Source organism: Paenibacillus sp. DMB20 (assembly GCF_000987955.1).
Classification (GTDB): domain Bacteria; phylum Bacillota; class Bacilli; order Paenibacillales; family Paenibacillaceae; genus Paenibacillus_AQ.
In genome coordinates this window covers 245,553-271,699 of record NZ_LAZU01000021.1, presented here as the reverse complement: position 1 = coordinate 271,699, position 26,147 = coordinate 245,553, and the positions used below count along the sequence as shown (strand labels likewise).

Here is a 26,147-nt window from a genome sequence, read left to right as displayed (position 1 = left end):
GCTTTTAGCTGTAGTTTTTCTTGCGATATAAGGAAGCCCCGTCTCCGAAGCTTATACTTTCTTATATCTTGAAGATAACACAAATCATTGTTTTTCAACACATTCCGTTTTTCTCTTTGATTTTTTTCTTCCGCTGTTTCTTCCGCTTTTGCTTCCGTTTTTTTCTTTCACGCTTTTTTGACGGCTCGCCCCATTTAAACATTTTGTTAAGCCCTTTGTAAATATGTTTCGACTCTTTTGTCAGTAGCGGTCCCAAGATGGCAAGAACAAGGACATACAGCGCAGAGAACGGCTTTAGGATCGGAGCCAAGCCCCCGGCCAGGCCGAGATTGGCCACGATGATCGTGAATTCCCCTCTCGCCATGACCGTTAACCCGATATTGGACGAGGATTTATGGGATAGGCCGGCATTACGGCCGGCCATCATCCCGGCAATATAGTTGCAGATGATCGTCAACAGGATCGCCCCGATGGCCATCCAGAAGGCATCGCCCAGCGTTTGCGGCTCAATGCTGAGACCGAAGCTGAAGAAGAAAATGGCACCGAAAAAATCGCGAAACGGCACGACAAGCTGCTCGATTCTTTTGCTGTGCTCCGTTTCGGATAAGGCCAGGCCGAACAGGAGAGCCCCGATGGCTTCCGCCACATGGAGCGTTTCGGAAAAGCCTGCGATGAAAAACAAAGATGAAAAGACAACGATAATAAAGATCTCGTTTGAGGTGATATTCAGTATTTTGTTTAGAATCGGCGTACCCTTCCTCGCGATAAAGAAAAACAACAGCATATACCTATGGAAATCCCTACGGATAGGAGCGTTGCCCCTACGGAAGTTGCTCCTCCAAGCAGCAGACCGGACATCACGGACAGAAAAACCGCGAGGAAAATGTCGTCAAACAAGATCATGCCCAGAATCAGCTCGGTCTCCGAGTTGCCCGTACGTCTTAAATCGACCAGTACCTTCGCCACAATGGCGCTGGAAGAGACGGAAAGCATGCCCGCGATAATCAATGTTTCATACAGAGGCATGCCGACGATGAATCCGTACGCCACCCCTGCGCCAAAGTTCAGCAGAACATAAACGCTTCCGCCAAACACGATGTTTCGTCCCGATTTGATAAGCTTTTGGACGGAAAACTCCAATCCAAGGTAAAATAAGAGAAACAATACCCCAATTCGTCCCAAAAACTCGATGGTTTCCTGGCTTTCAAGGAATTTCAAGTCGATGATGCCGATGGTTGGGGCGTGGGGCCCCACCAGCATTCCCAATACGATCAAAAAAGGTATGATCGAAAATTTAAGCTTGCCGGCAATTACGGATGCAAGGGCTACCAGCATAAGGGCCGTACCGACTTCAAAGATCATATGGTCCATACAATGTTCGTCCTCCTCCTTAACCATGATTTTCAGGCAATCATTCAATATTATACAGCAATTTTGCATGAAGTTACACAGCGAGCAAAATAAAACAAGTCATTTTAACGTCATTAAATTCAAAATTTTGAATAAAAATTCATTTTATTGACAAAAAAAGAGCCGTTTATCCGGCTCTTAAACATACGGTTCAGACAAAGCAAACTTTTTCGTGAACCGTCATGAAATTATTTAAACCAGCCCTTCTCCTTAAAACGGGTGATGGCTTCGATCCGGTTGCTGACCCCGAGTTTATCCAAAATCACGGAAATGTAATTGCGGACCGTGCCTGTCGTGATAAACAGCTCATTCGCAATTTCTTTGGTATTTTTGCCGTCGGCAATAAGCCCGAGGACTTCCTTTTCACGCTGGGTCAAGGGATTTTCTTCCCCGTAAGCCTCATCCACGAGCTCCGGCGCATAGATGCGGCGTCCGGCCATGATGGTGCGGATGGAGGTCGCCAGCTCTTCGCTCGGGCTGTCCTTCAGCAGGTAGCCGTGGGCTCCGGCCTTTAACGCCCGTTCGAAATATCCGGGGCGGGCAAAGGTTGTCAGAATCATGATTTTGCAGCCGGAGCCTTTAAGCTCCTCCGCCGCTTCCAGCCCGCTTTTGATCGGCATCTCGATGTCCATGATGCAGATGTCCGGTTTGTAAAGATGCACAAGCTTGACGGCATCCTCCCCGTTATTGGCCGTTCCAACCACCTGCATGTCATCTTCCAGATCCAGCAAGGACGCCAAGGCTCCAAGCAGCATCCGCTGATCCTCCGCTATGACGACCGAAATCATATCCCCGCCTCCTTTTCCGGCTGTTTGAGTACATTGGGAACCCTGATTACCAGGATGGTTCCCCCGTCCGATCGGATCTCCATGCTGCCGTTGACGAATTCGAGGCGTTCCCGCATGCCTCTCAGCCCGTTCCCCCGGCAGTAGGCCGTCTCGCTCTGAATGCCGATTCCGTTGTCTTTCACCGTTACCTTCAGGTCGGTTCTGCCCGGCTCGATATGAATCGAACAGGCGGTTGCGCTGCTGTGCTTGACAATATTGGTGACCGCTTCCTTCAGGCACATGCTCAGGACGTTCTCGTTCATAAGCGATATGTTGGCCGGTTTCGGTTCCCCGTCCAAGTTGAATTCGATTTGCGCCGCCTTCAGGATTTGGGAGATGCGGAATATTTCATCCTCCAGCCGGGTGCCGCGCATTTGGGTTACCAGCTCCCTCACTTCCTTGAGCGCGCTTCGGGCCGTCTGCCGGACATCCTGAATCTCGGCTTGGGCGCGCGCCGGATTTTTCGTAATCAGCTTGCCGGCGAGATCGCTCTTCAAACCGATGAGGGACAGCTTCTGTCCGAGCGTATCGTGCAGGTCCCTTGCAATCCGCTGCCGCTCCTCAAGCTTGACCAGTTCGGAAATCTTCTTGTTCGCGTCCTCGAGCTGCACCTGCAGCCTGTCGTTCCGGTTCCGGTTATACGTCGTAACCGGCAGGAGGATAACGGCCACGACGCTGACCAGGACGAACGGCAGCTGGGTGATAAACCATGGGAATTTGGATACGAAGCCGTAATTCACGGTCACGACGGTCGTCACCAGATGAATGGAATATAAGGTGATAAATCCGGCCTTGTTTTTGATGTTTCCTATGAAAAAAGCAAGGAACAGCGAGAAATACACATACCCGAACAGCAGGGTCATCGTGACCGAAATCAGAATCTGGACGCTTGTCCAAAAATAAACGAGCCAGCCCTTGGATATAAAGGAAAGCACATAACAGCCAAAAAAGACCAGAATCATAATGCTGCCGATAACGACCTGGTAGGTTGAGGTGGACCGGAATATGAAATAAAACGGGAGAATATAAAAGACGACCCATACATAAGGGCTGAGCCCCGTATTTCTGTGAAAGATCTGATACCATTTCTGCACCTTGGTGTCCACCTTTTTCACTTCTTTACCCGTATATTAACATAATCGGCCCGCTTCCCGGAGATTATTCTCCCTGAAGCTTCGGCGCCCGCCGCAGTTCGGATGCCGGATTTTCCATCTTCCGGGCCCCCGGCCGTCTCATTCGCTTCGCATCCTTAAAGCTGATGAACTCCTTGGCGGACTCATCCCACAGACGGAACCGCAATGCCTTCATGCTTGTGCGGATCGTGATGGTCGTCGCTTTTTGCAGCGGAGGCGTGGCATTGTGGGCCTTTTCCAGGTTATAGTTGGGCACCTTCGGACTCAGATGATGCACGTGATGGAACCCGATATTGCCCGTGATCCACTGTAGCGGTTTCGGCAGCTTGTAATAGGAACTTCCTTCGACCGCCGCGTTGATATATGTCCATTCCTCGTCATGCTCGTAATACGTGTCTTCGAATTGATGCTGGACATAAAACAGCCAGATTCCCATCATGCCGGAAAAAAAGAACACCGGCGCCTGTACCAGCACAAAGGCCTGCCATCCGATCAACCAGCAGAGCAGCGCATACAATGCGACGAGAGATACATTCGTGATGTAAGTGCTCAAACGTTCCTTGCGCTTGGCGCCTTTCCGGTTAAAGCGGTACGCAAACAAAAATATGAATATCGGACCCAAACCAAACATGACCATGGGATTCCGATAGATCCGGTAACGGATTTTCGTCCAAATAGAGGCTTCCTCATATTCTTCCACGGTAAGCACCCACATGTCCCCTGTTCCCCGTTTATCAAGGTTGCTGCTGGTCGCATGATGGATGGAGTGGCTTATTTTCCATTTCTGATAGGGACAGAGGGTAAGCACGCCGGTAATCGTGCCGAGAATTTCATTGGCGCGGCGGCTCTTGAAAAAGGATTGATGGCAGCAGTCGTGAAAAATAATGAACGTCCGGACGACAAACCCGGAAGCGATGATCGTAATGGGAAGGGTCAACCAATAGGAGACGGATAAACTTAAATAGGCGGCAATCCATAGCAGCACCAGAGGCACTAACGTGTTTAGGAGCTGACGGATGCTCGCCTTCGTTTCGATATGTTCATAAGGAGCTACGTTTTTTTTTCAAATTGGACAGCGAATTGGACTGGGCCATGGGTGTTTTCCTCCTCAATATGACACGCAAGGCATAGCTGCGGCATGCAGCACGCCCTGTTCTGTACATAAGTATAGAGGCACCTTGTCATAGGATGTAGTCATAAACGTCAAGTAGGGAGTATGACAAATGTCATATACCGACAAGCGCAAACGGCTCGTTCGTCCTTCACGAAGACGATAATCCGTCCGTAAGAAAGGATCATCTGTGCAAATGAAGTTTTATCCTTTCTTATAGCGCAAAAAACGCCATCGCCTGATAACAGGTGATGACGTTTTTCGTGAAAAATGTAAGGTTACGTCCGGTCCTTGGAATCCGCCGGGAACCGAAGCCCGATCTGGCGTCTGGATTCCTCTGCAATTTGTGCCGCTATAAGCGAGGTTTCGAGCGAATTGACCGCACTGTCGCGTTTGCCTGTTTCCAAAAGCTCGATAAATTCCTTGACCTCGTAATACATGGACTCATTCGATTGCGTCTGGGTGATGTCTTCAATCGTTCCGTCCCTGTAATGGATTTTCACGTCATACGGCTGGTTGATTTTATCGATGATCATCGTGCCGTTCTCGCCCTGAATCTCAGCCGGCAGATAAGAGTCGCTGATCTTGGAGTGCATGATGACGGCATCCATCTTCGGATAGCGGATCACCATGCTTCCTTCTCCGTCAACGCCGGACGACAGCAAGATGCCCTCCGCCTTGACCTCCTCCGGTTTGCCGAATAACGCCACCATCGGGTAAATGCAGTAAACGCCGAGATCCATCAGCGATCCGTTGGAAAAAGCGGGATTAAAGGCATTCAGCACCGTTCCCTGCTTGTAGGCATCATACCGGGATGAGTACTGGCAGTAGCCCGCAAAATAACGGCGGATCCGGCCCAGCTTGTACAGATTGTCCTTCACGGCCTTAAAGTTCGGCATCAGCGTAGACTTCAGGGCCTCCATCAAAAGAACATCGTTCTCGCGCGCGGCGTCGATCATTCTTTTCACTTCGGCCGTATTGGATGCGAGCGGCTTTTCGCACAGCACGTGCTTTCCGTGCTTCATGCACAGAATCGCCTGCTCGGCGTGGAAGGAGTTCGGACTTGCAATGTAAACCGCATCGATAACTTCGCTTGACGCCATCTCCGATAGGTCCGTAAATACGGCCGGGCGAGGATCGTACTTGGACGCAAATTCGGAGCCCTTCTCCTCTGTCCGGGAGTATACCGCCGCCAGCACGAACTGATCCGTCTCCATCGCCGCCTGAATAAAGCGTTCCGTAATCCAGTTGGTTCCGACAATGCCAAAGCGTACTTTCATCATTTCTTCGCCTTCTTTCCGCATATTATTCAGGCGCCTTCCGGCAGCCTTATTCCCATCCTTCAAAGGTGGAGATGATTTTCCGGGCCTCGTCCGGAATCGGGGTGCTTTTCCCCGTTGCCGTATCGATCAGCACGATCGTTCCGCGTCCGGCCGCCTTGAGCTGTCCGTTCACTACGATGGCGTATTGAACGTCCATGGAGGAACGGCCGATTTCCGCCACTTTGACATGCAGCATGAGCGGATCCTTTAAATACATCTGCGCCAGGAACTGGCATTCCAGATCGGCCACAACGGACACCGCCTTTTTGCTGAACAGCTCGTCCGTCAATCCGAGATTCTCGAAATACTCGATCCGTCCCTGCTCAAAATACATGAAATAGCTGACGTTATTTACATGTCCCAGCATGTCCGTCTCGCAATAGCGAATCTTGATCGGAAACGAGAAATGGAATGTGCTCAGCCAGCTCTGAGGATCCGGTTGAACAAAGCTTGTCTTTTTCATGGAAGTGAAGCAACCCCCTTTCACGGTCTATGTAATTCAAAAGCCACTCCTACAAGGATAATGAATAAAAGTTATGCCCGTCAACCGTTGAGCGGAAACGGCCTCGTCCGCCTTTCGAAAGACGGCATTTCCCAGGGAATTATCATGGACCGGGAAGGCAGAAAAAAGCAGGGTTCCATGACCCTGCCTCCCAATAGAATAATCAGTGCTTTTTCTTGTAATAGGTAACGGCCAGGGCCAGCGCGAGAACGGAACCCTTCACGATATCCATGGCATAATACGGGACCGACAGCATGATCAGCCCGTTCTGCAAAATACCGATGAGCACCGCGCCGACAAACGTACCTAGCGCGTTCGGCTTTCCCGCGCCGAAGACGGAATATCCGATAAAGGCCGCGGCCACCGCATCCATCAGGTACGGGCCGCCCGCGTTCACCTCCGCATTCATCACTCTGGCACCCAGGATAATGCCGCCAACGGCCGCAAACAAAGCGGAAATAAGATATGCCGCAAGGCGGTACCTGCCGACCGCAATGCCGGACAGCTCCGCCGCTTCCCGGTTGCCGCCGATCATGTACATGTAACGGCCGTGTTTGGTGTAAGTCAAAAACAGGTGGACGGCCGCGACGACCAAAAGCATGAAAACGATGATCCACGGAACCTGTCCGATTTTCTCGAAAGCGGCCGGAATTTTTCCTTCGGCGTATTCGCCGTTCGGCATAATCATGTTCTGCGATACCGTAGCGCCCCGGGTATAAGTTTGGGCCACGCCCTGGAATATGAACATCGTCGCGAGCGTCATCAGCATGTCCTGGATTTTAAAACGGATGACCAGGAAAGCATTGACCAGTCCAATCCCCAGACAGAGCGCAAGCGTCAAAAGAATGCCGAGCCCGAGATTCACGTTGTGCCAGACGAACAGGGAAATCACAAGCGCGTTGGCAAGCGAAGTCGTGGAGCCCACCGACAGGTCGAATCCCCCGACGGCCAGCGATACCGTAAGGCCGACCGCGATAATGGTCACGATGGAGATCGAACGCAATATGTTGACGACATTGCCAGCGCTCATAAAGTTATCGTTCAGCATGCCGAATGCCGCGATCAGCACCGCGACCGTAATCAGCGTGCCGTATTTATACAAAAAATCGAATGCGTTTGGCACGGGTTTTTCCTTTACTGCTGCCGGTGTAATCATGTCAATCCGCCTCCTGTGCTGTAAAGCAATAGTTCCTCTTCGTCCGTCGCGGCAGTAACCCGTTCCTTGATCACCCTGCCGTCGTACATGACATAAACCCGGTCCGTGATGCCCACGATTTCGGACAGTTCGCCGGAGGCGTAAAGAACGCATTTTCCCCGGTCCGCAAGCTCCGCGACCAGCTCGAAAATATCCCGTTTGGCTCCAACGTCAACCCCTTTGGTGGGCTCGTCGAAAATGTACACATCCGCGTCGACGAGCAGCCATTTGCCGATGGCGACCTTCTGCTGGTTCCCCCCCCGACAGGCTTCCGACCCTGGCATCCCCGTTCGGGGTTTTGATGCCCAGGCTGTCGATGATCATCCCGGCCGTGCTTCGCTCCTTGCGGGAGTTCAGCCAGGTTCCCCAGGTGCAGAACCGGGACAGCACGGCCAGCGTCAGGTTCGCGGTTACCGTTTCCTCAACGAACACGCCCTCGCGCCGCCGTTCCTCAGGAACGAGCGCGATCCCCTCCCGGACGGCATCATGCGGGGAAGAAATGCGCAGCTTCCGTCCGTTTAACAAGAGCTCGCCCGCGGTGGGGCGGGATGCCCCGAAAATCGCCCTGCAGAGCTCGGTTTTTCCGGCCCCTACAAGCCCCGCCACCCCGACAATCTCGCCCTGTCGCAAATAGAGACTGACATCGCGGATTTTATCTTGGTCGCCGATGCCTCGGGCTTCAAACGCTATAGGCCCAATCTTTGGTTTCCGGATCGGAAACTGCTGCTCCATTCGGGCGTCCAGCATAAATTCGATAACCTCAGCCTGCGACAGGTTTTGAATCGCATCGCCCGCAACCCGGATACCGTCTCTCAATACCGTAATTTCATCGCATATTTCGTAGAGCTCCGGAAGACGGTGCGAGATAAATATAACGCCGACCCCCTCGGCCTTCAGCTTCCGGACAAGGGCGAACAATTCCTCCGTTTCGCTCCGGCTCAGAGGCGCCGTCGGTTCGTCCAGTACGAGAATGCGGCACTGCCTCGTCACCGACCGGGCGATAAGCACCATCTGCTTTTCGGCCAGCGTCAGCTCCTGCACCAGCTTCCGGGTAGGAATGCGGATATGCATCCGTTCCAGTACCGCCTGCGCTTCCCGGTGCATCTGTTTCCAGCGGATCACATGCTTTCCGCTCAAGTCATGAGCCATTTGCTCCAGCATAATGTTTTCCGCCACCGTCAGATTTGGGATCAGCGCGGTATCGACCTCCTGGTAGACAACCTGTATTCCCAGATCCTTGGCCTCCTTCGGCGAGGAGATGGAGACCTTGCGGCCGTCGATAAACAGATCCCCCTCATAATGGCTGTAAGCTCCGGCAAGAATTTTCATCAGGGTCGATTTACCGGCTCCGTTCGCTCCGATCAGGGCATGGGCCGTTCCGGCTTTAAGCTCAAAATCCACGCCGGACAAAGCCCTCACTCCCGGAAAAGAGATCGATATATCTTTCATCCGCAGCAGTTGAGGCTTCTGCCCCGTCGGTGCGGCCGATAATTCCGCTGCGGCCGTTGCGGTTGGCGAAATGAACAAGCAGACCACCTTCTCCTCTCTCACAAGCAGAAACGACCCACGACCCTTGGCAAAGTCGACAGCGTTCCTGCGATAAATATAAGCCAGCGTAAAGAACAACTGATGCTTTCCTTCCATTTTGAAAAACCAGCGCCCTTATCCCGGAAGATAAGAGCGCCTGACGGAAAATTATTTGCCGTTTGCTTGTTTCAAGGCTTTCATCCAGTCTTCCTCGAAGTCGGTGCTGGTGCCCCAACCCGGAATCAGGTTGGAGAGGTTGGCCATGTTCACGGCTTCGCCCGATTTATCCAGGCTGGCCCTGTCGATCAGCGTTGCTCCCAGACTGTGGGTGGAAGGGGTCTTCTCGCCCGCTATTTTTTTTCGCAAGGAGGCGCACGTTCACCGCTCCGATGGTCTTCGGATCAACCGCTGCGGTAGCCACCCAAGGGCTGTCCGGCTTTTGCATGATTTCGAGATCCGAATTGGAGACGTCGATGCCGTAGATTTTGATCTCCGTCCGCCCGGCTTCGATCAGGGCTCTGGCCGCGCCGATCGCAAACGCATCCCAAGTGGCATAGATCGCATCGATTTCGCCCTTCGGATGTTTGGTCAGCATGGCGGCGACGGCATTTTGCGTATCTACCGAGGTATCGCTGCTGACCACGCCAAAACGCTCGACTTCCTTGATCCCGGGATTGTTCTTCAGCGTCTCCTGGTAGACTGCATTGCGGCGAACCATCGGCGGGAAGCCGTCAACCCACAGATAAACGATATTGGCATCCGGGCCCTGCTCTTCAACCAGCCTGTCCAGCGCCAGCTTGGCCAGCGTTTCGTCATCCTGCGAGGTTACCGTAACCCCTTCAACGTTGGCCAGCTCCGGTACCGAATCAAAGGCGACCACCGAAATTCCCTTGTCTTGGAGCTTCTTGACGTCCTCTACGGTTGCCGGGTCGTCCCCGTGCGACAAAACAACGCCGTCATAGCCATTGTCCATCGCTTGGGCGATGGCGTCATGGAATTTGGCCGTATCGTTATTGGCGGTAAAGGTATCGACCTTAAAACCCAAAGCCTCGCCTTCCTGCTTCGCTCCCGCCAAAAAATTGAGCCGTATGATCGTCTCCCCCGATTTTGCGGATGACCATCAGCTTGATTTCTTCCTTCTCCGCGATGCCTGCCGGCAGGTTCTCCACCTTAGGCACGGGCTTTGCCGCGTTTTTGCCTTCGGACCCGGCCCCTCCGCTGCAGCCGGTGGCCAAAATAACGGCCGACAACAGCAGGCCGGACAGCTTGTACCATGGATTGCTCCCCCTCATGTCTCTCTCCCCCTAAATATATGCGCTTCATTATTACAAGTAATCCTATCGGATTTAATTGGAAGAGTCAATACATTTTTAGGGCGAACTCAAAAGGGAAATGTCCCGGATACCAAAAACGGCTCCGTTCGCAGCCGAGCGCGGACGGAACCGTTTCAGGATAGCGACCGTCGTTCTTGGCCGAATTTCCCAAACTTAAATTTTATATAAGCTTACACAGCCGTAGTCGGTATAGACGGCCAAATAATCCTTCGTGAAAGCCATCGAACAGTTTTTTACCACATGCTCGACTTTGAACTCCAAAATGCACTCTTTCGCAAGCATATGATAGAGGCTGATCTTTCCGTAATTGAACACGGCCACGAGCCCTTTCCCGGCGTCGGCCGCGCAGCTTTTGACGCTGCCCGTGCTCCATTCGCCGCATGCCTCCATGGAGCCGAGATCGTAACGCTTTAACTCCCAGGTCCCGTACCGCTCCTGCGTAAACAAAAACCGATCGTCGGGCGAGAAAAACATGGACGCCGTCATCGCGTTCGAAGATTTGGCGATGATCGTCTCCCGTTTGGCCGGCAAATCCCAAATCGAAATTTCGCCGCCGTTGGCGCAAAAAGCCAGCATGTCCCCGCTATGCGAAAGGGCGGCGCAAAGCTGCGGGCTGTGGCCGCCATACAGCTCGCATTCCGCCTTGACCCGGTACAACTCTCGCTGATTCAGCAAATCATGGACGACGAGATTCGGCTCATCGTACCAGACGGCTCTGCTGCCGGATAAAGCCAATGTGCTGACGGGATGTCTCGCCCTGGAGCCATAGTCCCGCAGGGCTCCGTTATCAATCGACAATCCCCGGATTTGATGGCTGTCATTGATCAGCAGCTCTCCGGCTTCCGGGCAATACCGCATATCATAAATCAAGTGATTTCCTGCCAACTCGTAGGTATGACGTTTCACGCCATGCTCATCCATTAGATAAACCTGTTCTTTCTCAAAAGAGCCGACAACGTAGCCCAAATAAAACCGGTTCGTGCCCGGAATGGGCGCAATGGGCATAGAACCGGTATATCCGCTGCCGATATAAAGCTGCAGGACCGGTTCCCCCGGTTTTGCTTCCAGGTTGCTCAAAATAAAGCCTTTTTTCAGCCTGCTCCATACTTCCTTTTCGGCATGCTTGGCGGCTTGTTCCGGATTGTCGAACGATTTTTCCCTTTCCTTGCCGCCGTTGGCGGACGTGAGCACCTGATGGCCGATGCGTTTTAAACTCCACGTTTTGCCGCTGCCGCGATCCAGCAACATTCGCTCCATGGCTGTTTGTGCCCCCATTCTATGTTTATTTTCCGGTCAAAACGATCCTTCAACAAGGCAAACTGCTGAAAAGAGGCCGTTATTTTCCTTAACGAGGCAGACCGGGCGATCTTCTCCAAATTGCCGATATCGGGGCAGCCGCTCAGTTCCACAGACTGCAGATTCTCGAGTGGGGCAGTTCGCCATCGATGACTTTACTTGATCCCGTTATCCCTTTAACCCCATCGTTTCCATCCACGCCTTCGCGATGAGCGCATGGCCGGCCGGTGACGGATGCACGCCGTCCGGAGCCCAGTAGGCCGGTTCCCGGCGGGATGCCGCCGCGTTGAACAGGCCGTCCAGCGGAACGAGCAGCGCGCCGAATTCCGCCGCAAGCTCCCTGACCGCGTGAATCTTCGGATCCAGATCCTCGCGCCAGGCCTTGCGGTCTTCCGGAACGGGAAGAACGAACGGCTCCATAAGGATCAGCTTGGCATCAAGATGTTCCTTCGTCCGCTTCAGAAGTTCGCGGTACCCTGCCTTAAAATCCTCTACGCTTGTCGGGTCCTCAGAATCATAACGGCGCCAGCAATCGTTGATCCCGATATAAACGGATACCCAGGTCGGTTTCAGATCCAGGCAATCCTCCTGCCATCTTTTCCGCAAATCGACCACGCGGTTGCCGCTGATGCCACGGTTAAGAAATTTCACATCCAGTTCGGGATAAGCTTGACCGACAAGCCCGGCGGTCATCAGCGGATAGCCCTTGCCCAGATCGTTCGGATTGGCGCGGTCTCTGCCGGCATCCGTGATGCTGTCCCCCTGAAAAAGGACGATGTCATTGTTTTGCAAACGGTTCATGTCTTTACCTCCTCCATCCATTTCGGCACCTGCCGCCCTGTGTATGACCCATTAGTTAAAACCGGACGGGAAAAACGCCTATTATCCTTTATTGGCCATATTCATTCGTTCTCCTTCTTAACGACAGCTATTATTTTCCAAGCAAAAAACGACCGGGGCACGCCCGAAAAGCGAAGCATTTTTTCGAAGAAATAGCGGCAAGCAATACGGCGTTTTATACTTTCGCATGAAAAAAGGAGTTTTTCCTGCAGATGTCGAAAGCACCTGATAGAAAAACTCCTTTGACCACTTTATATTATGAAGCCGAGGAACCGGCCGGTACGGCGACCCAGTGCCCTTTGGACACCTCTACCAGCTCGGACTGCTCCAGGTTGTATTTATCCGCCCCGGTGCGTTCCTCCATAAGCACCCGCTTTTTCTTCGCTTCGATCTTTGGATCGGGGATCGGAATGGCCGACAGCAGGGATTTGGTATACTCATGCTGCGGGTTGGCGTAAAGCTCTTCGCTCTCCGCGAGCTCGACGATTTTACCCATATACATCACGGCTACCCGGTCGCTGATATGCTTGACCATCGAAAGATCGTGCGCAATGAACAGGTACGTGAGCCCAAGCTGCTGCTGCAGCTCTTCGAGCAGCTTCACGATCTGCGATTGGATGGACACGTCGAGCGCGGACAGCGGCTCGTCGCAGACGATAAACTTCGGCTCCACGGCAAGGGCGCGGGCAATGCCGATCCGCTGCCGCTGTCCGCCCGAGAACTCATGCGGGTACCTGTCGGCAAAAGCCGGGTTTAATCCGACCATGTCGAGCAGCTCCTCCACGCGCTTTCTGCGCTCCTGCTTGCTTCCGGACAATTTGTGGACGTCCAGCGCTTCGCCGATGATGTCCACGATTTTAAACCGGGGGTTCAAGGACGCATACGGATCCTGGAAGATCATCTGCATGTAACGCCGCATCGTTTTCATCTCGGAGGAGGACAGCCGGTTCACCGCCATGCCCTGGTACAACACGTCTCCGCCCGTCGGCTGATGCAGGCGCAGAATCGCCCGTCCGGTCGTCGATTTGCCGCTGCCCGATTCGCCGACAAGGCCAAGCGTTTCACCCGCGTTGATATGAAAGCTGATGTCGTTCACCGCCTTCAGGACGTTGCCTTTGCCCAGATCGAAATGCTGCTTGAGCGAGCGCACTTGAAGCAAAGGACGCTCGCGGTCCTTGTCCGTCAGAACGAGCGGCACCGGCTTCGGCTTTTTCTTCTCATGCAGCCGGGGAAGGGAATTCAACAGCTTGAGCGTATAGGGATGCCGGGGATTCTCGAAGATTTCCTCCGTGGTCCCGGTTTCCACGACAACCCCTTCCTTCATCACGGCAACGCGGTCACACATTCCGGCGACAACGCCCAGGTCGTGGGTGATCAGGATGATGGAGGTGCCGAAGCGCTCCTGCATATCCTTCATCAGGTTCAAAATTTGCGCCTGAATCGTAACGTCCAAAGCGGTTGTCGGCTCATCGGCAATGAGCAGCGCCGGACGGCAGGCCAGGGCGATGGCAATCATCACACGCTGGCGCATCCCGCCGGAAAATTCATGCGGATACTGGTTGTACCGGGTCTCGCTGTTCGGGATGCCAACCAGCTTCAGCATGTCCAGCGCCTGCTTTTTCGCTTCCTTCTGGGACAGCTTCTGGTGTTTGATCAAGCTTTCGGCGATCTGCTCGCCGATGCGGATCGTGGGATTCAGGGAGGTCATCGGGTCCTGAAAAATCATCCCCATGTCGCGTCCGCGAATGCTCTCCATTTCTTTTTCGCTCTTGCCCGCCAGATTCTCGCCCAAAAAAAGAATCTCGCCTTCCTTCATGAACGAAGGAGGGGAAGGAAGCAAACGCATGATCGATCGTGCCGTCACGCTCTTTCCGCTGCCGGACTCCCCGACGATGCCGAGTGTCTCCCCTTTATTCAATTCAAAACTGACACCGCGCACGGCATGAAATTCCGAATCGCGGGTTTGAAAGGATACGCTCAGATTTTTCACCTGTAATATCGGTTCCATAATAAGCTCGCCTGCCTTATTTTGTATATCATGTGGCAACTCTCTTAATCTATTGACTTTTAAAAACCGCTAAAATAAAATATACTATATCACTCGGAATAATGCAATTTCATTGAAGGAGGCACGACACCAATGGGTGTGAGTGAAGCCGCCGGCAGCCGCCGGCTTACCCGCAGCATCAGCACCACGTACCGCAAAATCCTTCTGAATCCTTCATATAAATACTTGTTTCTATTGTTAGGGGCACCGGTTCATCTGGTGGTCTTCCTTATTTATATGGTTCAGAGCAAGAGGGACGCATATTCTTCATTAAGGTCCAAGGTTCAGGACGAGCTCGTCTCCTCCGGTTACCGGGACAAGCTGAGGACGGAGCATTTGGAGCAGCTTCGGCGGAAGCATGAATTTTTCGGGCAAAAAACCAGCGAAGAAAAGCTGAACCGGGAGGCTGAAGCCTTGACGGAAGCCCACTTCCGGGAAACCGTGGACGACCGGACCCGCAGGCGGATGGAGCTGGACGGGCAGCAGCGCCTGACCTTTGCGGACACGTTTGAATCTCTTATAAGCCATCCGGTTTTCTTTGCGATTTCATGGATACCGGGCCTGTTGATGTACATACTTATTTTTTTTGTACGGCAGACCTTATCTGAAATTCATTTTCGAGAGACTGGTCATGAGCGTGTTTGTCATTTTCGGCGTGGCCGTCCTGGTCTTTACGATCCTTCACCTGTCCCCGTTTAACCCGGCTGCCAACATCCTGGGGGAAACGGCGACCAAGGAGCAAATCGCGGCGTTCAACCATATGCACGGGCTGGATCAGCCTTACTGGACTCAGCTGTGGAACAATATTAAAGGAATATTCACCTTTGATCTCGGCAAATCCTTCTCGGGCAGCGAGGAAATTACGAACAGCATCGCCAGAAAGTTCCCGGTGACGCTGACGCTGACCGTGATATCCCTGCTCTTGGCCATGGTCATTGCCATTCCGATCGGCATTGTCTCGGCAACGCGGAAAAATTCGTTTTTCGACTATACGTTCATGTTCATCGCGCTGCTGGGCCTGTCCATTCCGAACTTTTGGCAGGGGCTGATCTTCATCCTGAATTTTTCGATCAAGCTCCAGTGGCTCCCGGCAACCTACAGCCCGCAGAACTGGCTGTCGATGATTATGCCCGTCATCGTGCTGGGAACGGGATTGACCGCAGCGGTTGCAAGAATGACGCGCTCTTCCACGCTGGAGGTTATTAATGAAGATTATATTTTGACCGCCAGGGCCAAAGGCCTAGGCAAGCGCCAAGTGCTGCGCAAGCACGCCGTGCGCAATGCCCTTATCCCGATCATCACCGTCATCGGCCTTCAGTTCGGAGCCATGATCGGCGGATCGGCGGTAACGGAAAAAGTGTTTAACATCAGCGGTATCGGCAGCTATATCGTGGACAAGCAGTTCATTCCCGATATCCCGGCCATCATGGGCGGCGTCGTGTACACGGCCATCACCATCTCGCTGGTCAACGTCATGATCGATATTATGTATGCCTTCTTCGACCCGCGCATCCGTTCCAAAATGAAACAATACTAGCGCGGGCCCAAAAAGTCGGATTTTTGAACAACCTCTACTAAAGCAGGTGTACTCATGATTAAGAAGCTATTAAACCAACGCCAATCCCACTACCAGCTGAAGTCCTCTCCGGAGTACAGTCAGGCCGGGTTTACATGGGTCGTCTCTTTAACCATAACGCTTATCCTGCTTCTGAACAGCTATAGCTTCGGAAGCGGGCGCGTAAGACCGTATGTGCTTGCTGTCTTTGCCGCATATGCTTTATTTACCCTGATGCAGGTGGCCATCACGGCCCTGATTCGGAAGGATTTGCTTCAGGGCGGAGAGATCAAGAACTCAACCCGCGCCCTCGGCTATATTCAGCTGTTGAGCATATTTACGGGCAACGTGTTTGTCACGACTTTTGGTTTCAATCTCATTAAGAAACAGAAGAGCCCCGAATATTCCATTGCCGTTTATATGGTGCTCACGCAAATCTTTGTGATCGCCCTGTCGGCCTTGAATATCTTTAAGCCTTACGTGTCCGATACATTCCTGCCGGGAATGGCGGCGCTGCTGCTGGTAACGGTATTCCATCTGGCCGCCCTGCTCCTCGTTGCGAAATTCGTAAACGGCCACTATGCGCATCCGCGTCTGGCATGGCTGGCGTTTCCGCTTATTCTGACGGCGGTGACGGGCAATATTTTCGCACTGGTGCTCGGCTTTAACCTGCTGTCCAAAATCCGGAAAAACGATAATCCTGCGGTCACCCGCTGGTCGGACGTCTGGGTTCGGATTACGGGCAACACCACGGCCATGCTGGGATTGTTTTTCATCATCTTCCTGTTTACCGTATCCGTATGCAGCCTGTTCACCTTTGAATACAGCTTCGCGGTGGACAACAACTACTCCGCGATCCTGCAGCAGCCAAGCCTGGCCTATCCGCTGGGAACCGATGACTTCGGACGATGCCTGTATTCGCGGATCGTATTCGGCGCCCGCATCTCGCTGATCGTCGGGTTTATGTCAACCCTGATTCCGGTTGTGATCGGAGGCATTCTCGGGGCCATATCCGGATATTACGGACGCCATACCGACAATATCATCATGCGTTCGCTGGATATTTTGTACGCGATTCCCGGCATCCTGCTGGCTATTGCGATCATCGCCGCCTTTGGCGCCAACACCGTGAACCTGATCATCGCGCTGAGCGTCGGGGCCATTCCGACCTATGCGAGAACGATGAGGGCGAACGTGCTCCTGGTGTCCACTTTCGAATACGTGGATGCGGCAAGGGCCTTCGGCTCCAGCAATCTGTCGATTATTTTCAAGCATATCGTTCCGAACTCGCTTGCGCCGATGATCGTAAAGTCAACGCTGACCATCGGCAGCGCCGTTATCTCCACAAGCAGCTTAAGCTATCTGGGACTCGGGGTGGAGCCGCATATCCCGGAATGGGGAAATATTCTGAAGATCGGCAGCACGTATCTCGAAACCAATTCGTATCTGGCCATTTACCCGGGCCTTGCCATTATCGCGCTGGTGCTGTCCTTCAACTTCCTAGGCGACGGGTTGCGGGATGCACTGGATCCCAAGCTGGATTAACCTTTTGTTAGCTACAATTTTTTTTATATATATAACACACTCAGGAGGGAATCATCATGAAAAAAAAGAACGCTTTTACTGCTGCTGCTTACGCTTATACTCGTGGTCAGCGGCTGCAGCGTGAAAACGAAAGACGAAGCGGCGCCGACATCGCCCGAGCCGTCAGGCGAGAAAGCGGCAAATCCGTCGGCGGTTACCATCGAACTGCTCGGCATGAGCTCCAATGAATCCGACGTGAACATCATCCGTGACCAGCTTACCAAAAACGGCTTTAACGTAAAGCTGAACCTGCAGGCGGATTATGGCAGCTATAAAGCCCAGCAGGACGCCGGAAACTACGACGTTTCCCTCTCCAGCTGGACAACCGTAACCGGGAATCCCGACTATGCCGTTCGCTCCCTCTTCAAAACCGGCGGCGACTACAGCATCATGTCCGACGAAGAAGTCGACAAGCTGATCGACCAGGCCGCGACGCAGTCTCCCGAGGAAGCCGTAGAAACATACAAACAGCTGGAACAGCGCCTCGTGGCCGACAAGGCCTATATTGCGCCGCTGTACATTTCGCTGAAGAGCCAGGCGTTCAACAAGGACGTTCTCGACGAGAACTCCGTACGCCTGTCGAAATCCCGTTCCCTGCCTTGGGAAGCCGTTGATTTCAAAGACAAATCCAAACGCGACAAAGAACCTCTGGTTCTGGCCCAATCGATTTCCACGCTGACGTCCCTTGACCCGATCAAAGGCAACGACGGCTCCATCAACATTATCAACACCAACATGAACGTTCGCCTAATCAACTTGACCGATGACGACAAAATCACGTCCGAAGGCTCGCTGTCTTACAACAACGCGATTGCCGAAGGAAACGGCGAATACTATTTCATTTTGAGAGACGACATCAACTTTGCCAAAGTGGACAACAAGCTGGCCGTGGATTCCGGAGAACGCGTCGGTGCCGACGACGTGGTATTCTCCCTGAACCGCGCGAAGAATAAAGACTCCGTTCCGGATCACCGGACATACACGCTGCACGAGCATATCAAGGACGTTGAAGTCGTGAAAGACCTGAGCTCCCTGGACGCCGTTAAAGTGGCCGGTAGCGGCGAAACCGTAAGACAAGCCCTGGAAAAAGGCCTGGAGACGAAAATTTCTTCCCTCGTGACCGACAAGAATCAAGCCAGCACGAAGGACGGCAAATACCAGGTCATCAAATTGACGACGACCGAGCCTTTCCCGCAAGTGCTGAACTATCTAGCTCACCAATCGGCCGGCATCGTATCGAAAAAACAAGTCGAGAAAATCAACACCTATGACGTAGCCAAATTCGACGTGAACAAAGACATCCCTTACGGCGATCAAAACACGGTAACCGAGGGAGACAAGTACAACAATACGTTGTTCGCCAGCGGTCCATACATCCTGTCCTATAAAAACGACTATGAAGCCATCTTCTACAAAAACCCGGGTTACATGAAAGGCACCGAGCATGAGCCGAAAATCAACCAGGTAAAAGTCCGCTTCATCAAAGATGCCGACAGTACGTTGTCCGCCCTGCGCAGCAACGAGATTCATCTGTATTACGGCGTTCCGGAAACCAAGTATGATGTCGTTAAAGGCGACAGCAAGCTGAAGCTCCAAACGATTGAAAGCAATGCCGTTTCTTACCTGCTCTTCAACACCAAGAACCGCGATATTGCGAAGAGCGATGATTTGAGAAAAGCAGTTCTTTACTCCATTAACCAAGACGAAATCTTGTCGTACTACAAAAACAATAAAATCAAGGCGTACTCCACCCTCAGCCCGATGGTCAAAACCGGCAATGAGCTGAAAGCCGATCCGGCTAAAGTAAAAGAGTTCTTGGCAAGCTACCAAAGCAGCGCCAAGTAAGCAAAAAAGAAAGCAAGAAAGTAAGCAAGAAGGGCCTTCCGCCATGTCGCGGAGGGCCCTTTTCGCGTTATTGGAGAGTTCTGCAAGAGAATTTATAACGGTAATGAAACCCATTAAAGGAATGGTGCGTATACCTATTATTAAATTGAGTTGGAGGATATAATGGATAACTCTTATAAAATAGGTATCATTGGAGGAACAGGGAAAGTAGGACGTCATATTGCAACTCATGCAATACAAAAAGGATATCAAGTTCGCATGCTTGTTAGGAATCCGGAAAGGGTGTTGTGTAAAAACGATAAAATTGAAATAGTGAAAGGGCAAATACAAGATATTGATCATATTCAAGAACTGCTTAAAGATTGTAAAATTGTGATTAATACATTTGGCCAACCAACCAAAGAGGAACCTATGTACAGCAAAGTAACCAAAAACATTCTTGATGTGATGAAAGATTTAAACATTAGTCGTTATATAGGTGTTTCTGGTGGTTCTCTAACTATTAACGATGATAAAAAGAGTATCATAAATCGTTTTGGAGCAAAGATGTTTGAACTTTTTTTTTCCAAAAATGATGCAGGACAAAAAAATTGGAATGGGAAATTTTGTTCAACAATAAACATATCCAATGGACACTCATTAGATTGCCATTTGTAATAGATAGCTTAGAATCAAATGATATAAAGGAAAACCTCACTGATATGCCTGGCACAAAAATTACCAATCAAGATATAGCCTCCTTCATCATTGACCAAATAGATAACCCCAAGTACGTACACAAAGCACCTTTTATCTCGCATTAATACATAGCCTAAATTAAAAAGCTTCCGCGCCGGGAACCCCAAGGTTCGGCGGGGAAGCTTCATGATGTTTATTCCACGACGATTTTGTCCAAAACCAGGTTAACCGGGTTGTTGATGGTATCGCCTACCGGGCAGGTGCGCTCGATAAAGTCGACAAAGGCTTCCACCTTTTCTCTTGGCGCATCCGTTTTAATATGTATGTTGTATCTGACCTCCGAGTATCCCCGACGCACGTCGGATTTGTTCATGAATCCGTCGGTGTCCAGATCGCCTTCTACCTCCACCCAGAAATCCTCGAAAGTTATATCAAATTTGCGTGCATATACCCGGGCTACAATGGACTGGCAAGCGCCCAGCGCGCAGAGGACGAGCTCCACCGGATTCATCCCTTGGTCCGTACCTCCCAGGTTTTTCGGTTCATCGATCGTAATCTCAAAATTTCTCGATTTGGCTTTCACTACCATTCCCTGCTGCAAATGTGCGGTCGCTTTAAATGTCTCCAGCGGCATGTTGATCCCTCTCCTCTATCTTTTTTTAAGATTATAACACACTTAACAGATAAGAATAATAAAAATTAAAAATTAAGATATAAAGATTTACTTGAGTTATCGGTCAGCATGGCGCTTTTAACGGCACTCCTGCTACCTCAACTATAGTTCAGCAGATAGAATAATTATGTGAAAACAATCACAAATAAGTGCGCAAGAGGTCTTTCACCTCATGGGAAAAGGACCTCTTGCCTGTAACCTTTCAAACCGCATACACGGTCTTTCCATCTTTAACCGTCCTGAGGATGGATATATCCCTTCCGTGTATGTCAAACAGCACCAGATCCGCCGCAGCACCAGGCTTCAGCCCACCCGACCCGGAGGTGCCGATAAACCGGGCCGGACGTACGGAGGCCATATCCCAAGCCGTCCGGAGATCGGCAATCCCGCTGCCGACCAGCTTGCCTATGCCCCAGGGAAGCATTTGTGCCGAACCGGCCAACAGCTCCGGCCGTTCAGCGACACAGAGGCGGCCTTCCTCCGTCAACCTTACCCGCCCGCCGATATGCATATCGTAAATCCCCGGCGGCATGCGCTTAAAGATACCGCATCGCTTACGAGCATGGCTTTCTCGCCTTTCGCGCGAAGCGCCACTTTGAGAAACGCATCCGGCAAATGAAAGCCGTCGCCGATCAGGCATGCATGCAAGCGGTCCTCCGCCAGCTGCTCCCATAAATAATTCGGATGGCGGGGCAGCATCAGATGAGCCCCATTGCGAGATGGGTCGACAAGCTCGCTCCTGCCCTGACCGCTTCCCTGATCTGTTCCGGAGCCGCAGCCGTATGCCCTATGGAAACCGCCACGCCGCTATCCACGCAGCGTTCTATGAAGGAAGCCGCCGAATCCCATTCCGGGGAAAGGGTCACGATGGCGATGCGCCCGCCGGCCGCTTCCTGCCAGCGCTGAAACAGCTCCCAATCCGGCGGCTTGACGAATTTCCGGTCGTGTGCGCCCCGGGGACCGTCTTCCGGCGTGATAAACGGTCCCTCCAGGTGAATGCCCGCTATGCATGAGCCGATTTCTTTATTCTTTTCGCACGCCTCTGCGATCCTTCGCAGCGCTTCCCCGATCTCGCGGTCCCCGTTCGTGATTACCGTCGGGCAATACGAGGTTACCCCTTCCCTCCACAGCTTCGCGGTAACCTCCGGCACCAGATCGGCCGACAAGGGCAGCGAATTGAAGTCATGCCCGGCGTAACCGTTGATTTGAAGATCGACCAGCCCCGGTCCAATGTACCCGAGAGCGGAGCGGTCTTTAGGGTCGCAAGGACTTACGCTTAAAATGAAGCCTTCCCGAATGACAACCTCCACCGGCTCCCCCGTCGCATAATGAATGCCGCGGAGTGACCACGCTTGCGGACTACCCATTCGCATCTTCCCCATATGCCGACGTATCCGTATAAAGCGTACAGTCGGCATGCGTGCGGAGAATGGTGGAAGGACACGAGGTGGATATCTCGTCATGCAGCGTACGGCGGACGGCTGCCCTTTTGGTTGCGCCGGGAACCATGCAGAACAGCCTCCTGCCTGACATCAGCATCGGAATCGTCAGCGTCAGCGCATGGGTCGGCACGTCTCCGATCGATTCGAAGCAGCCATCGTTTACCTGCTGCCGGCGGCACACCTCATCCAGCTTCACCGGCTTCATCGGTGCCGGATCATGAAAGTCCGCAACCGGCGGATCGTTAAATGCGATATGGCCGTTCTCCCCGATTCCCATGCAGACGATATCGATCGGCTGCTTCGAGGCGAGCTCCCCGTACCTCCGGCATTCCTCTTCGGGAGACGCGCCGCCATCGATCAGATGAACCTCGCCGGGTCGCACAAGATCGAACAACCTCTCCTGCAAAAATTGGGCAAAGCGCTGTGGGGCTTGACGATCCAATCCGATATATTCATCCATATGAAATGCGATGACGCGCGACCAGTCGAGATCCGGCTCCGATGCCAGCGTCTCCAAAAATTCGTTTTGGGACGGGGCGGCGGCAAAAACCATTCGGATGCGCTCCTGCTTCCCGAGCAGTTCTCTCATATGAGCGGCGCACTCCAGCCCCGCAGCCCTCCCCAGCGACGCTCGGTCTTGATACACTTTGACATTCAACCTTTCAAATGTTAAATCCGCCACGGTTAACGTACTCATGTTACCGTACTCCTTTCGTTTCCAGTTTGATCTTGCAATCCCGCTCCGACAGCCGTTCTATGATCAGCAGCATGTTCCGCAAAACATGATACGGGTCCTTGACCGGCAGCGCGACGACCTTTTCCAGCGGGCGTCCCTGACGGTCGCGGATCTGAATCCATTCGCCCACCTTGGCATCCGGGTTCGGAAATACGCTGAAGGCATATTCGAACACACGCTCATACCAGTCCAGGATCCTATCATCCCCGCTAAAATCATAGGCCAGAACGGCAGAATATAAAGCCTCCGAATGAGGCCACCACAGCTTTGTATCCCAGGATCCGAGGATCAGATCCTCATTCCCGTCGCCGATCAGATCGCCTTCGGGCTCGCCTCCTCCGTAATCTACGAACCGCAGCAATCCGCCGTAGACGGGATCCCAGCCCAGCTCGAACGCACGTCTGACGACAGCGCAAGCTTGGTCCAGGGCATCCGCGCGCCCGTTAAATTCCGCCGTTTTCATGACGAACCACATGCATTCAATCGCATGGCCCGGATTGACGTAACGGCAAAGCAGCTTTTCCTTTCTTCCCCGGACTCCGTGTTCATCCACCATCTCCAGCAGCGTGCCGTCGGCCATGACAAACCGGTCCAAAATCTTGTCCATATACCCGACAGCCCGGCGCTCCACCTCTTCGGCCCGCCCGTGACGAAACGCCCTCAAAACCTCGGCAAGCTCTTGGGACACATTGAGCATGATCATGGAGTAGGCATGGAGGCAAAGCCCTTCCGGCGCCGGGTACGGCTCGCTGCGAACGTCCCCCCGATCCAGCCGGGACAGGATGGAATCATATACTGCCAGCGCCTGGCCAAGCATCTCCCTATCGCCGGCTGCACGCGCGTACTCCGTAAATCCAAGCACGACGAAACAATCCGCATAAAAGCTCGAATCATATCCGGCTCCCGGGAAACTCTCCTTGGGCTTTCCGTCTTCGGTGAGCAAAAAGGCCGCATGGCCGTTTTCCAGAAAAGCACGCTCCCTCAAAAAACGTGCCGTTTTTCCTGCCTGCGCAAGCAGCGGCTCCGCTTCCCCTTGCATTAAGCCATCCATGCGCAGCCGGGCAAGACGGGACCAGATCCAGACAAATCTTCCCTGGGACCAGGTATATTTATCCGTCGATATCCGCTCCGTTCCGGCGTTGTTAAAACAGGTGTATACTCCGCCATTCCGTTCATCCAGCGCCCGTTCCCAGAACGGGAGCAGCACTTGATTCACGTGATTGCGATAAAAATCCAGCGATGATTTTTTCATCATTTCACCCCTTTTTTGCCTACGGTTCCATATGCGCCATCCCGTCAGCCCGCATCCGTGACCGCTCCTTTTGGCGGCACCGGCGCGTAGTCGTCATCGTCATCCCGATTAAGCGCATCCAGCAGCTCATCGACCTCCGCCCTTACGACCTTGTTCGGGTTTAGCCATCCCATCCCCGCATATATAACGAGGGAGGTCAAGACCGGTGCGGCAACAACGGCAGCCGTACTCAGATCAGGGATGACGAACTTGACCAGAATGAAAGCGGCAATGCCTGCGCACCAGGAGGTTATCGCCGCCGCCGAGCCGCTCCGCCGGAACCATGGCAGCAGACCGAGCAGCATCGGGATGGAGATCGGACCGACCAGCCCTCCGAACCAGATGATCAAGAGATCCAGCACGCCGCCGAACGATTTGGCGTTCAGGGCGATCATGACGGTGACAAGGATAAAAATCAGCACCGTCAGGCGTACCGCGAACAGGGAGGTCCGGTTCTTTTGAAATTTTTTCGGGAACATGACCGGCAGAATATCACGCGTTACGACCGCCGTAATCGCGTTGGCGTCCGATGAGGTCATCGCCAGCGTCTGGGTGAACATCGCGATAAGGACAAGCCCGATCAAGCCGTGCGGGAGAAGCTCCGTCGCCATGATCGAATAGGATTTCGTCGGGTCCTCCAATCCCGGGAACAGAATCGGCGCCGCCCACATCGGGTAAAATATGAAAAGCGGCCATACCAAGTACAGGATGGACGATAAAACGGCGGCTTTTCGGGCGTCCTTCCCACGGGGAGAAGCGATAAAACGCTGTGCCAGGTTCCACGTCCCCCCGTTGTAGCTGAACGTATAAATCAGCAGATACGCCAGAACAAAGCCTAGGGTGTACGGCTCCCGCAGGGGCATGGAATGTTCGGCCGGCAGCCGGTCCCACATCGTCAGCAGCTCGCCGAACCCGCCGAGCCGGGAAGCAACGGCCACGATCATGGCCGCAGCGGCAAGCAGCTGCACGATAAATTGCCCGAAATCATTCAGCGCGTCAGCCCAAAGTCCTCCGATAGCGGTATAAAACAGTCCCACCGCCCCGGAAATGAAAATCCCCGTCATGATATCCAGCCCGGTAAACACGTTCAGGATCACGGCGATCGCCGCCCATTTGGCGCCGACGTCAAACACCTTGAGCAGCACTCCGCTCCAGGCCATCATCTGCTGGGTCGGCACATTGTAACGGATGGACAAGTATTCCATCGGCGACTCGATGTTCAGCCTCCGTCTCAGTCTTGCCCACCGCGGGGCAAACAGGAACGAACCCGCAAACACGCCGATCGCTATCGGCACCGCCCACCAGACGTACATCGTAAATCCATAGTTGTATGCCACCGCGGCATAAGCCACAAAGACCGCCGCGCTGTAGCCCGACATATGATGCGAAACCCCTGACAGCCACCAGGGCAGCTTTCCTCCGGCCGCAAAAAAGTCATTGCTGTTCTTCACCTGCTTCAGCGACCAGTAAGTCGCACCCATAACGAGTAAGATATAAAAGCCGATAACAATCAAATCTGCCCATTTCACGATAAACGAACCCCTTTCCATTTGGATACGGCCAAACCGCAATCAAGGTGTTCCAGCGAACATTCGAAGTATTGGAATCGTTTTCATTTTTGATGGGAAATCAGGTTAGTGAAAAGGTCCAGCTTGTGTTTGTCGTCCGGTAATTCTTTCCCCCTTTCCTTCGTAATTTCAAAACGCCAATCATTTAATCCTTAACTATGACTAATTATTTCCTATAAAGTACTATACTCGATTCCACCATGTCAATGCCGAATTTCAAGCTCCAAATCC

General features: G+C 52.8%; 19 protein-coding genes and 4 pseudogenes. 4 read left to right on the top strand and 19 right to left on the bottom strand.

Features of this window, described 5'->3' with window-relative positions; genetic code table 11:
• Positions 1-94: 94 nt before the first annotated feature.
• The 12 genes and pseudogenes from XI25_RS08550 to XI25_RS08495 all read right to left on the bottom strand — a co-directional run bounded on the left by XI25_RS08550 (position 95) and on the right by XI25_RS08495 (position 14,505).
• Positions 95-1,371 (bottom strand): annotated as a pseudogene (locus tag XI25_RS08550) (cation:proton antiporter).
• A 227-nt stretch (positions 1,372-1,598) separates the two neighbouring features.
• Positions 1,599-2,198, bottom strand: coding sequence for a response regulator transcription factor (locus XI25_RS08545; RefSeq protein WP_046678193.1), 600 nt, complete (start codon positions 2,196-2,198; stop codon positions 1,599-1,601).
• Positions 2,195-3,331, bottom strand: coding sequence for a sensor histidine kinase (locus tag XI25_RS08540; protein ID WP_046678192.1), 1,137 nt, complete (start codon positions 3,329-3,331; stop codon positions 2,195-2,197). The genes XI25_RS08545 and XI25_RS08540 overlap by 4 nt, the downstream gene beginning before the upstream one ends.
• Positions 3,332-3,395: 64 nt before the next feature.
• Positions 3,396-4,406 carry a fatty acid desaturase gene (locus tag XI25_RS08535; RefSeq protein ID WP_046678191.1) on the bottom strand — a complete coding sequence of 337 codons (1,011 nt, stop codon included), beginning with the start codon at positions 4,404-4,406 and terminating at the stop codon, positions 3,396-3,398.
• Positions 4,407-4,759: 353 nt separating this feature from the next.
• Entirely contained in the window at positions 4,760-5,761 is a 1,002-nt protein-coding gene (locus tag XI25_RS08530; protein ID WP_046678417.1) for a Gfo/Idh/MocA family protein, read from the bottom strand.
• 49 nt (positions 5,762-5,810) lie between these two features.
• Positions 5,811-6,266, bottom strand: coding sequence for an acyl-CoA thioesterase (locus XI25_RS08525; RefSeq protein ID WP_046678190.1), 456 nt, complete (start codon positions 6,264-6,266; stop codon positions 5,811-5,813).
• A gap of 202 nt (positions 6,267-6,468) precedes the next feature.
• Complete coding sequence (locus tag XI25_RS08520) at positions 6,469-7,461, bottom strand: ABC transporter permease (protein ID WP_046678189.1); 993 nt, start codon at positions 7,459-7,461, stop codon at positions 6,469-6,471.
• Positions 7,458-8,949, bottom strand: a pseudogene (locus XI25_RS08515) (sugar ABC transporter ATP-binding protein). Before XI25_RS08515 ends, XI25_RS08520 begins: the two are co-directional and overlap by 4 nt.
• A 246-nt stretch (positions 8,950-9,195) precedes the next feature.
• Positions 9,196-10,319 (bottom strand): annotated as a pseudogene (locus XI25_RS08510) (sugar ABC transporter substrate-binding protein).
• 195 nt (positions 10,320-10,514) lie between these two features.
• A complete protein-coding gene (locus XI25_RS08505) occupies positions 10,515-11,618 on the bottom strand; it encodes a hypothetical protein (RefSeq protein WP_046678188.1) in 1,104 nt (367 codons plus the stop codon).
• 207 nt (positions 11,619-11,825) lie between these two features.
• A complete protein-coding gene (locus XI25_RS08500; protein WP_046678187.1) occupies positions 11,826-12,458 on the bottom strand; it encodes an SGNH/GDSL hydrolase family protein in 633 nt (210 codons plus the stop codon).
• A 295-nt stretch (positions 12,459-12,753) separates the two neighbouring features.
• Positions 12,754-14,505, bottom strand: a complete 1,752-nt coding sequence (locus tag XI25_RS08495; RefSeq protein WP_046678186.1) for an ABC transporter ATP-binding protein — start codon at positions 14,503-14,505, stop codon at positions 12,754-12,756.
• Positions 14,506-14,637: 132 nt separating this feature from the next.
• Between XI25_RS08495 and XI25_RS08490 the strand changes: the two are divergent.
• From XI25_RS08490 to XI25_RS08475, 4 genes and pseudogenes are all read left to right on the top strand, one after another.
• Positions 14,638-16,081, top strand: a pseudogene (locus XI25_RS08490) (ABC transporter permease).
• A 54-nt stretch (positions 16,082-16,135) separates the two neighbouring features.
• The gene (locus tag XI25_RS08485; protein ID WP_046678185.1) at positions 16,136-17,644 is read left to right on the top strand and encodes an ABC transporter permease; all 1,509 of its coding nucleotides are present in this window, start codon (positions 16,136-16,138) and stop codon (positions 17,642-17,644) included.
• A gap of 120 nt (positions 17,645-17,764) precedes the next feature.
• Positions 17,765-19,528 carry an ABC transporter substrate-binding protein gene (locus XI25_RS08480; protein WP_235439763.1) on the top strand — a complete coding sequence of 588 codons (1,764 nt, stop codon included), beginning with the start codon at positions 17,765-17,767 and terminating at the stop codon, positions 19,526-19,528.
• A 162-nt stretch (positions 19,529-19,690) separates the two neighbouring features.
• Positions 19,691-20,185 carry an NAD(P)H-binding protein gene (locus tag XI25_RS08475; protein ID WP_235439762.1) on the top strand — a complete coding sequence of 165 codons (495 nt, stop codon included), beginning with the start codon at positions 19,691-19,693 and terminating at the stop codon, positions 20,183-20,185.
• Between the two features lie 214 nt (positions 20,186-20,399).
• On the opposite strand, the gene XI25_RS08470 is transcribed toward XI25_RS08475, so the two are convergent.
• The 7 genes from XI25_RS08470 to XI25_RS08450 all read right to left on the bottom strand — a co-directional run bounded on the left by XI25_RS08470 (position 20,400) and on the right by XI25_RS08450 (position 25,877).
• Positions 20,400-20,840 carry an OsmC family protein gene (locus XI25_RS08470; RefSeq protein ID WP_046678183.1) on the bottom strand — a complete coding sequence of 147 codons (441 nt, stop codon included), beginning with the start codon at positions 20,838-20,840 and terminating at the stop codon, positions 20,400-20,402.
• A 241-nt stretch (positions 20,841-21,081) separates the two neighbouring features.
• Positions 21,082-21,390 carry an amidohydrolase family protein gene (locus tag XI25_RS34420; RefSeq protein ID WP_235439761.1) on the bottom strand — a complete coding sequence of 103 codons (309 nt, stop codon included), beginning with the start codon at positions 21,388-21,390 and terminating at the stop codon, positions 21,082-21,084.
• Positions 21,369-21,578 (bottom strand): hypothetical protein, encoded by a 210-nt coding sequence (locus tag XI25_RS34415; protein WP_235439760.1) that lies wholly within the window; start codon positions 21,576-21,578, stop codon positions 21,369-21,371. The genes XI25_RS34420 and XI25_RS34415 overlap by 22 nt, the downstream gene beginning before the upstream one ends.
• Positions 21,578-22,246 (bottom strand): amidohydrolase family protein, encoded by a 669-nt coding sequence (locus XI25_RS34410; protein WP_235439759.1) that lies wholly within the window; start codon positions 22,244-22,246, stop codon positions 21,578-21,580. The genes XI25_RS34415 and XI25_RS34410 overlap by 1 nt, the downstream gene beginning before the upstream one ends.
• Complete coding sequence (locus tag XI25_RS08460) at positions 22,239-23,018, bottom strand: glucosamine-6-phosphate deaminase (RefSeq protein ID WP_046678182.1); 780 nt, start codon at positions 23,016-23,018, stop codon at positions 22,239-22,241. The genes XI25_RS34410 and XI25_RS08460 overlap by 8 nt, the downstream gene beginning before the upstream one ends.
• Position 23,019: 1 nt before the next feature.
• Positions 23,020-24,312, bottom strand: a complete 1,293-nt coding sequence (locus XI25_RS08455; protein WP_046678181.1) for an AGE family epimerase/isomerase — start codon at positions 24,310-24,312, stop codon at positions 23,020-23,022.
• A gap of 41 nt (positions 24,313-24,353) precedes the next feature.
• Positions 24,354-25,877 (bottom strand): sodium:solute symporter family protein, encoded by a 1,524-nt coding sequence (locus tag XI25_RS08450; protein ID WP_235439758.1) that lies wholly within the window; start codon positions 25,875-25,877, stop codon positions 24,354-24,356.
• Positions 25,878-26,147 lie beyond the last annotated feature (270 nt).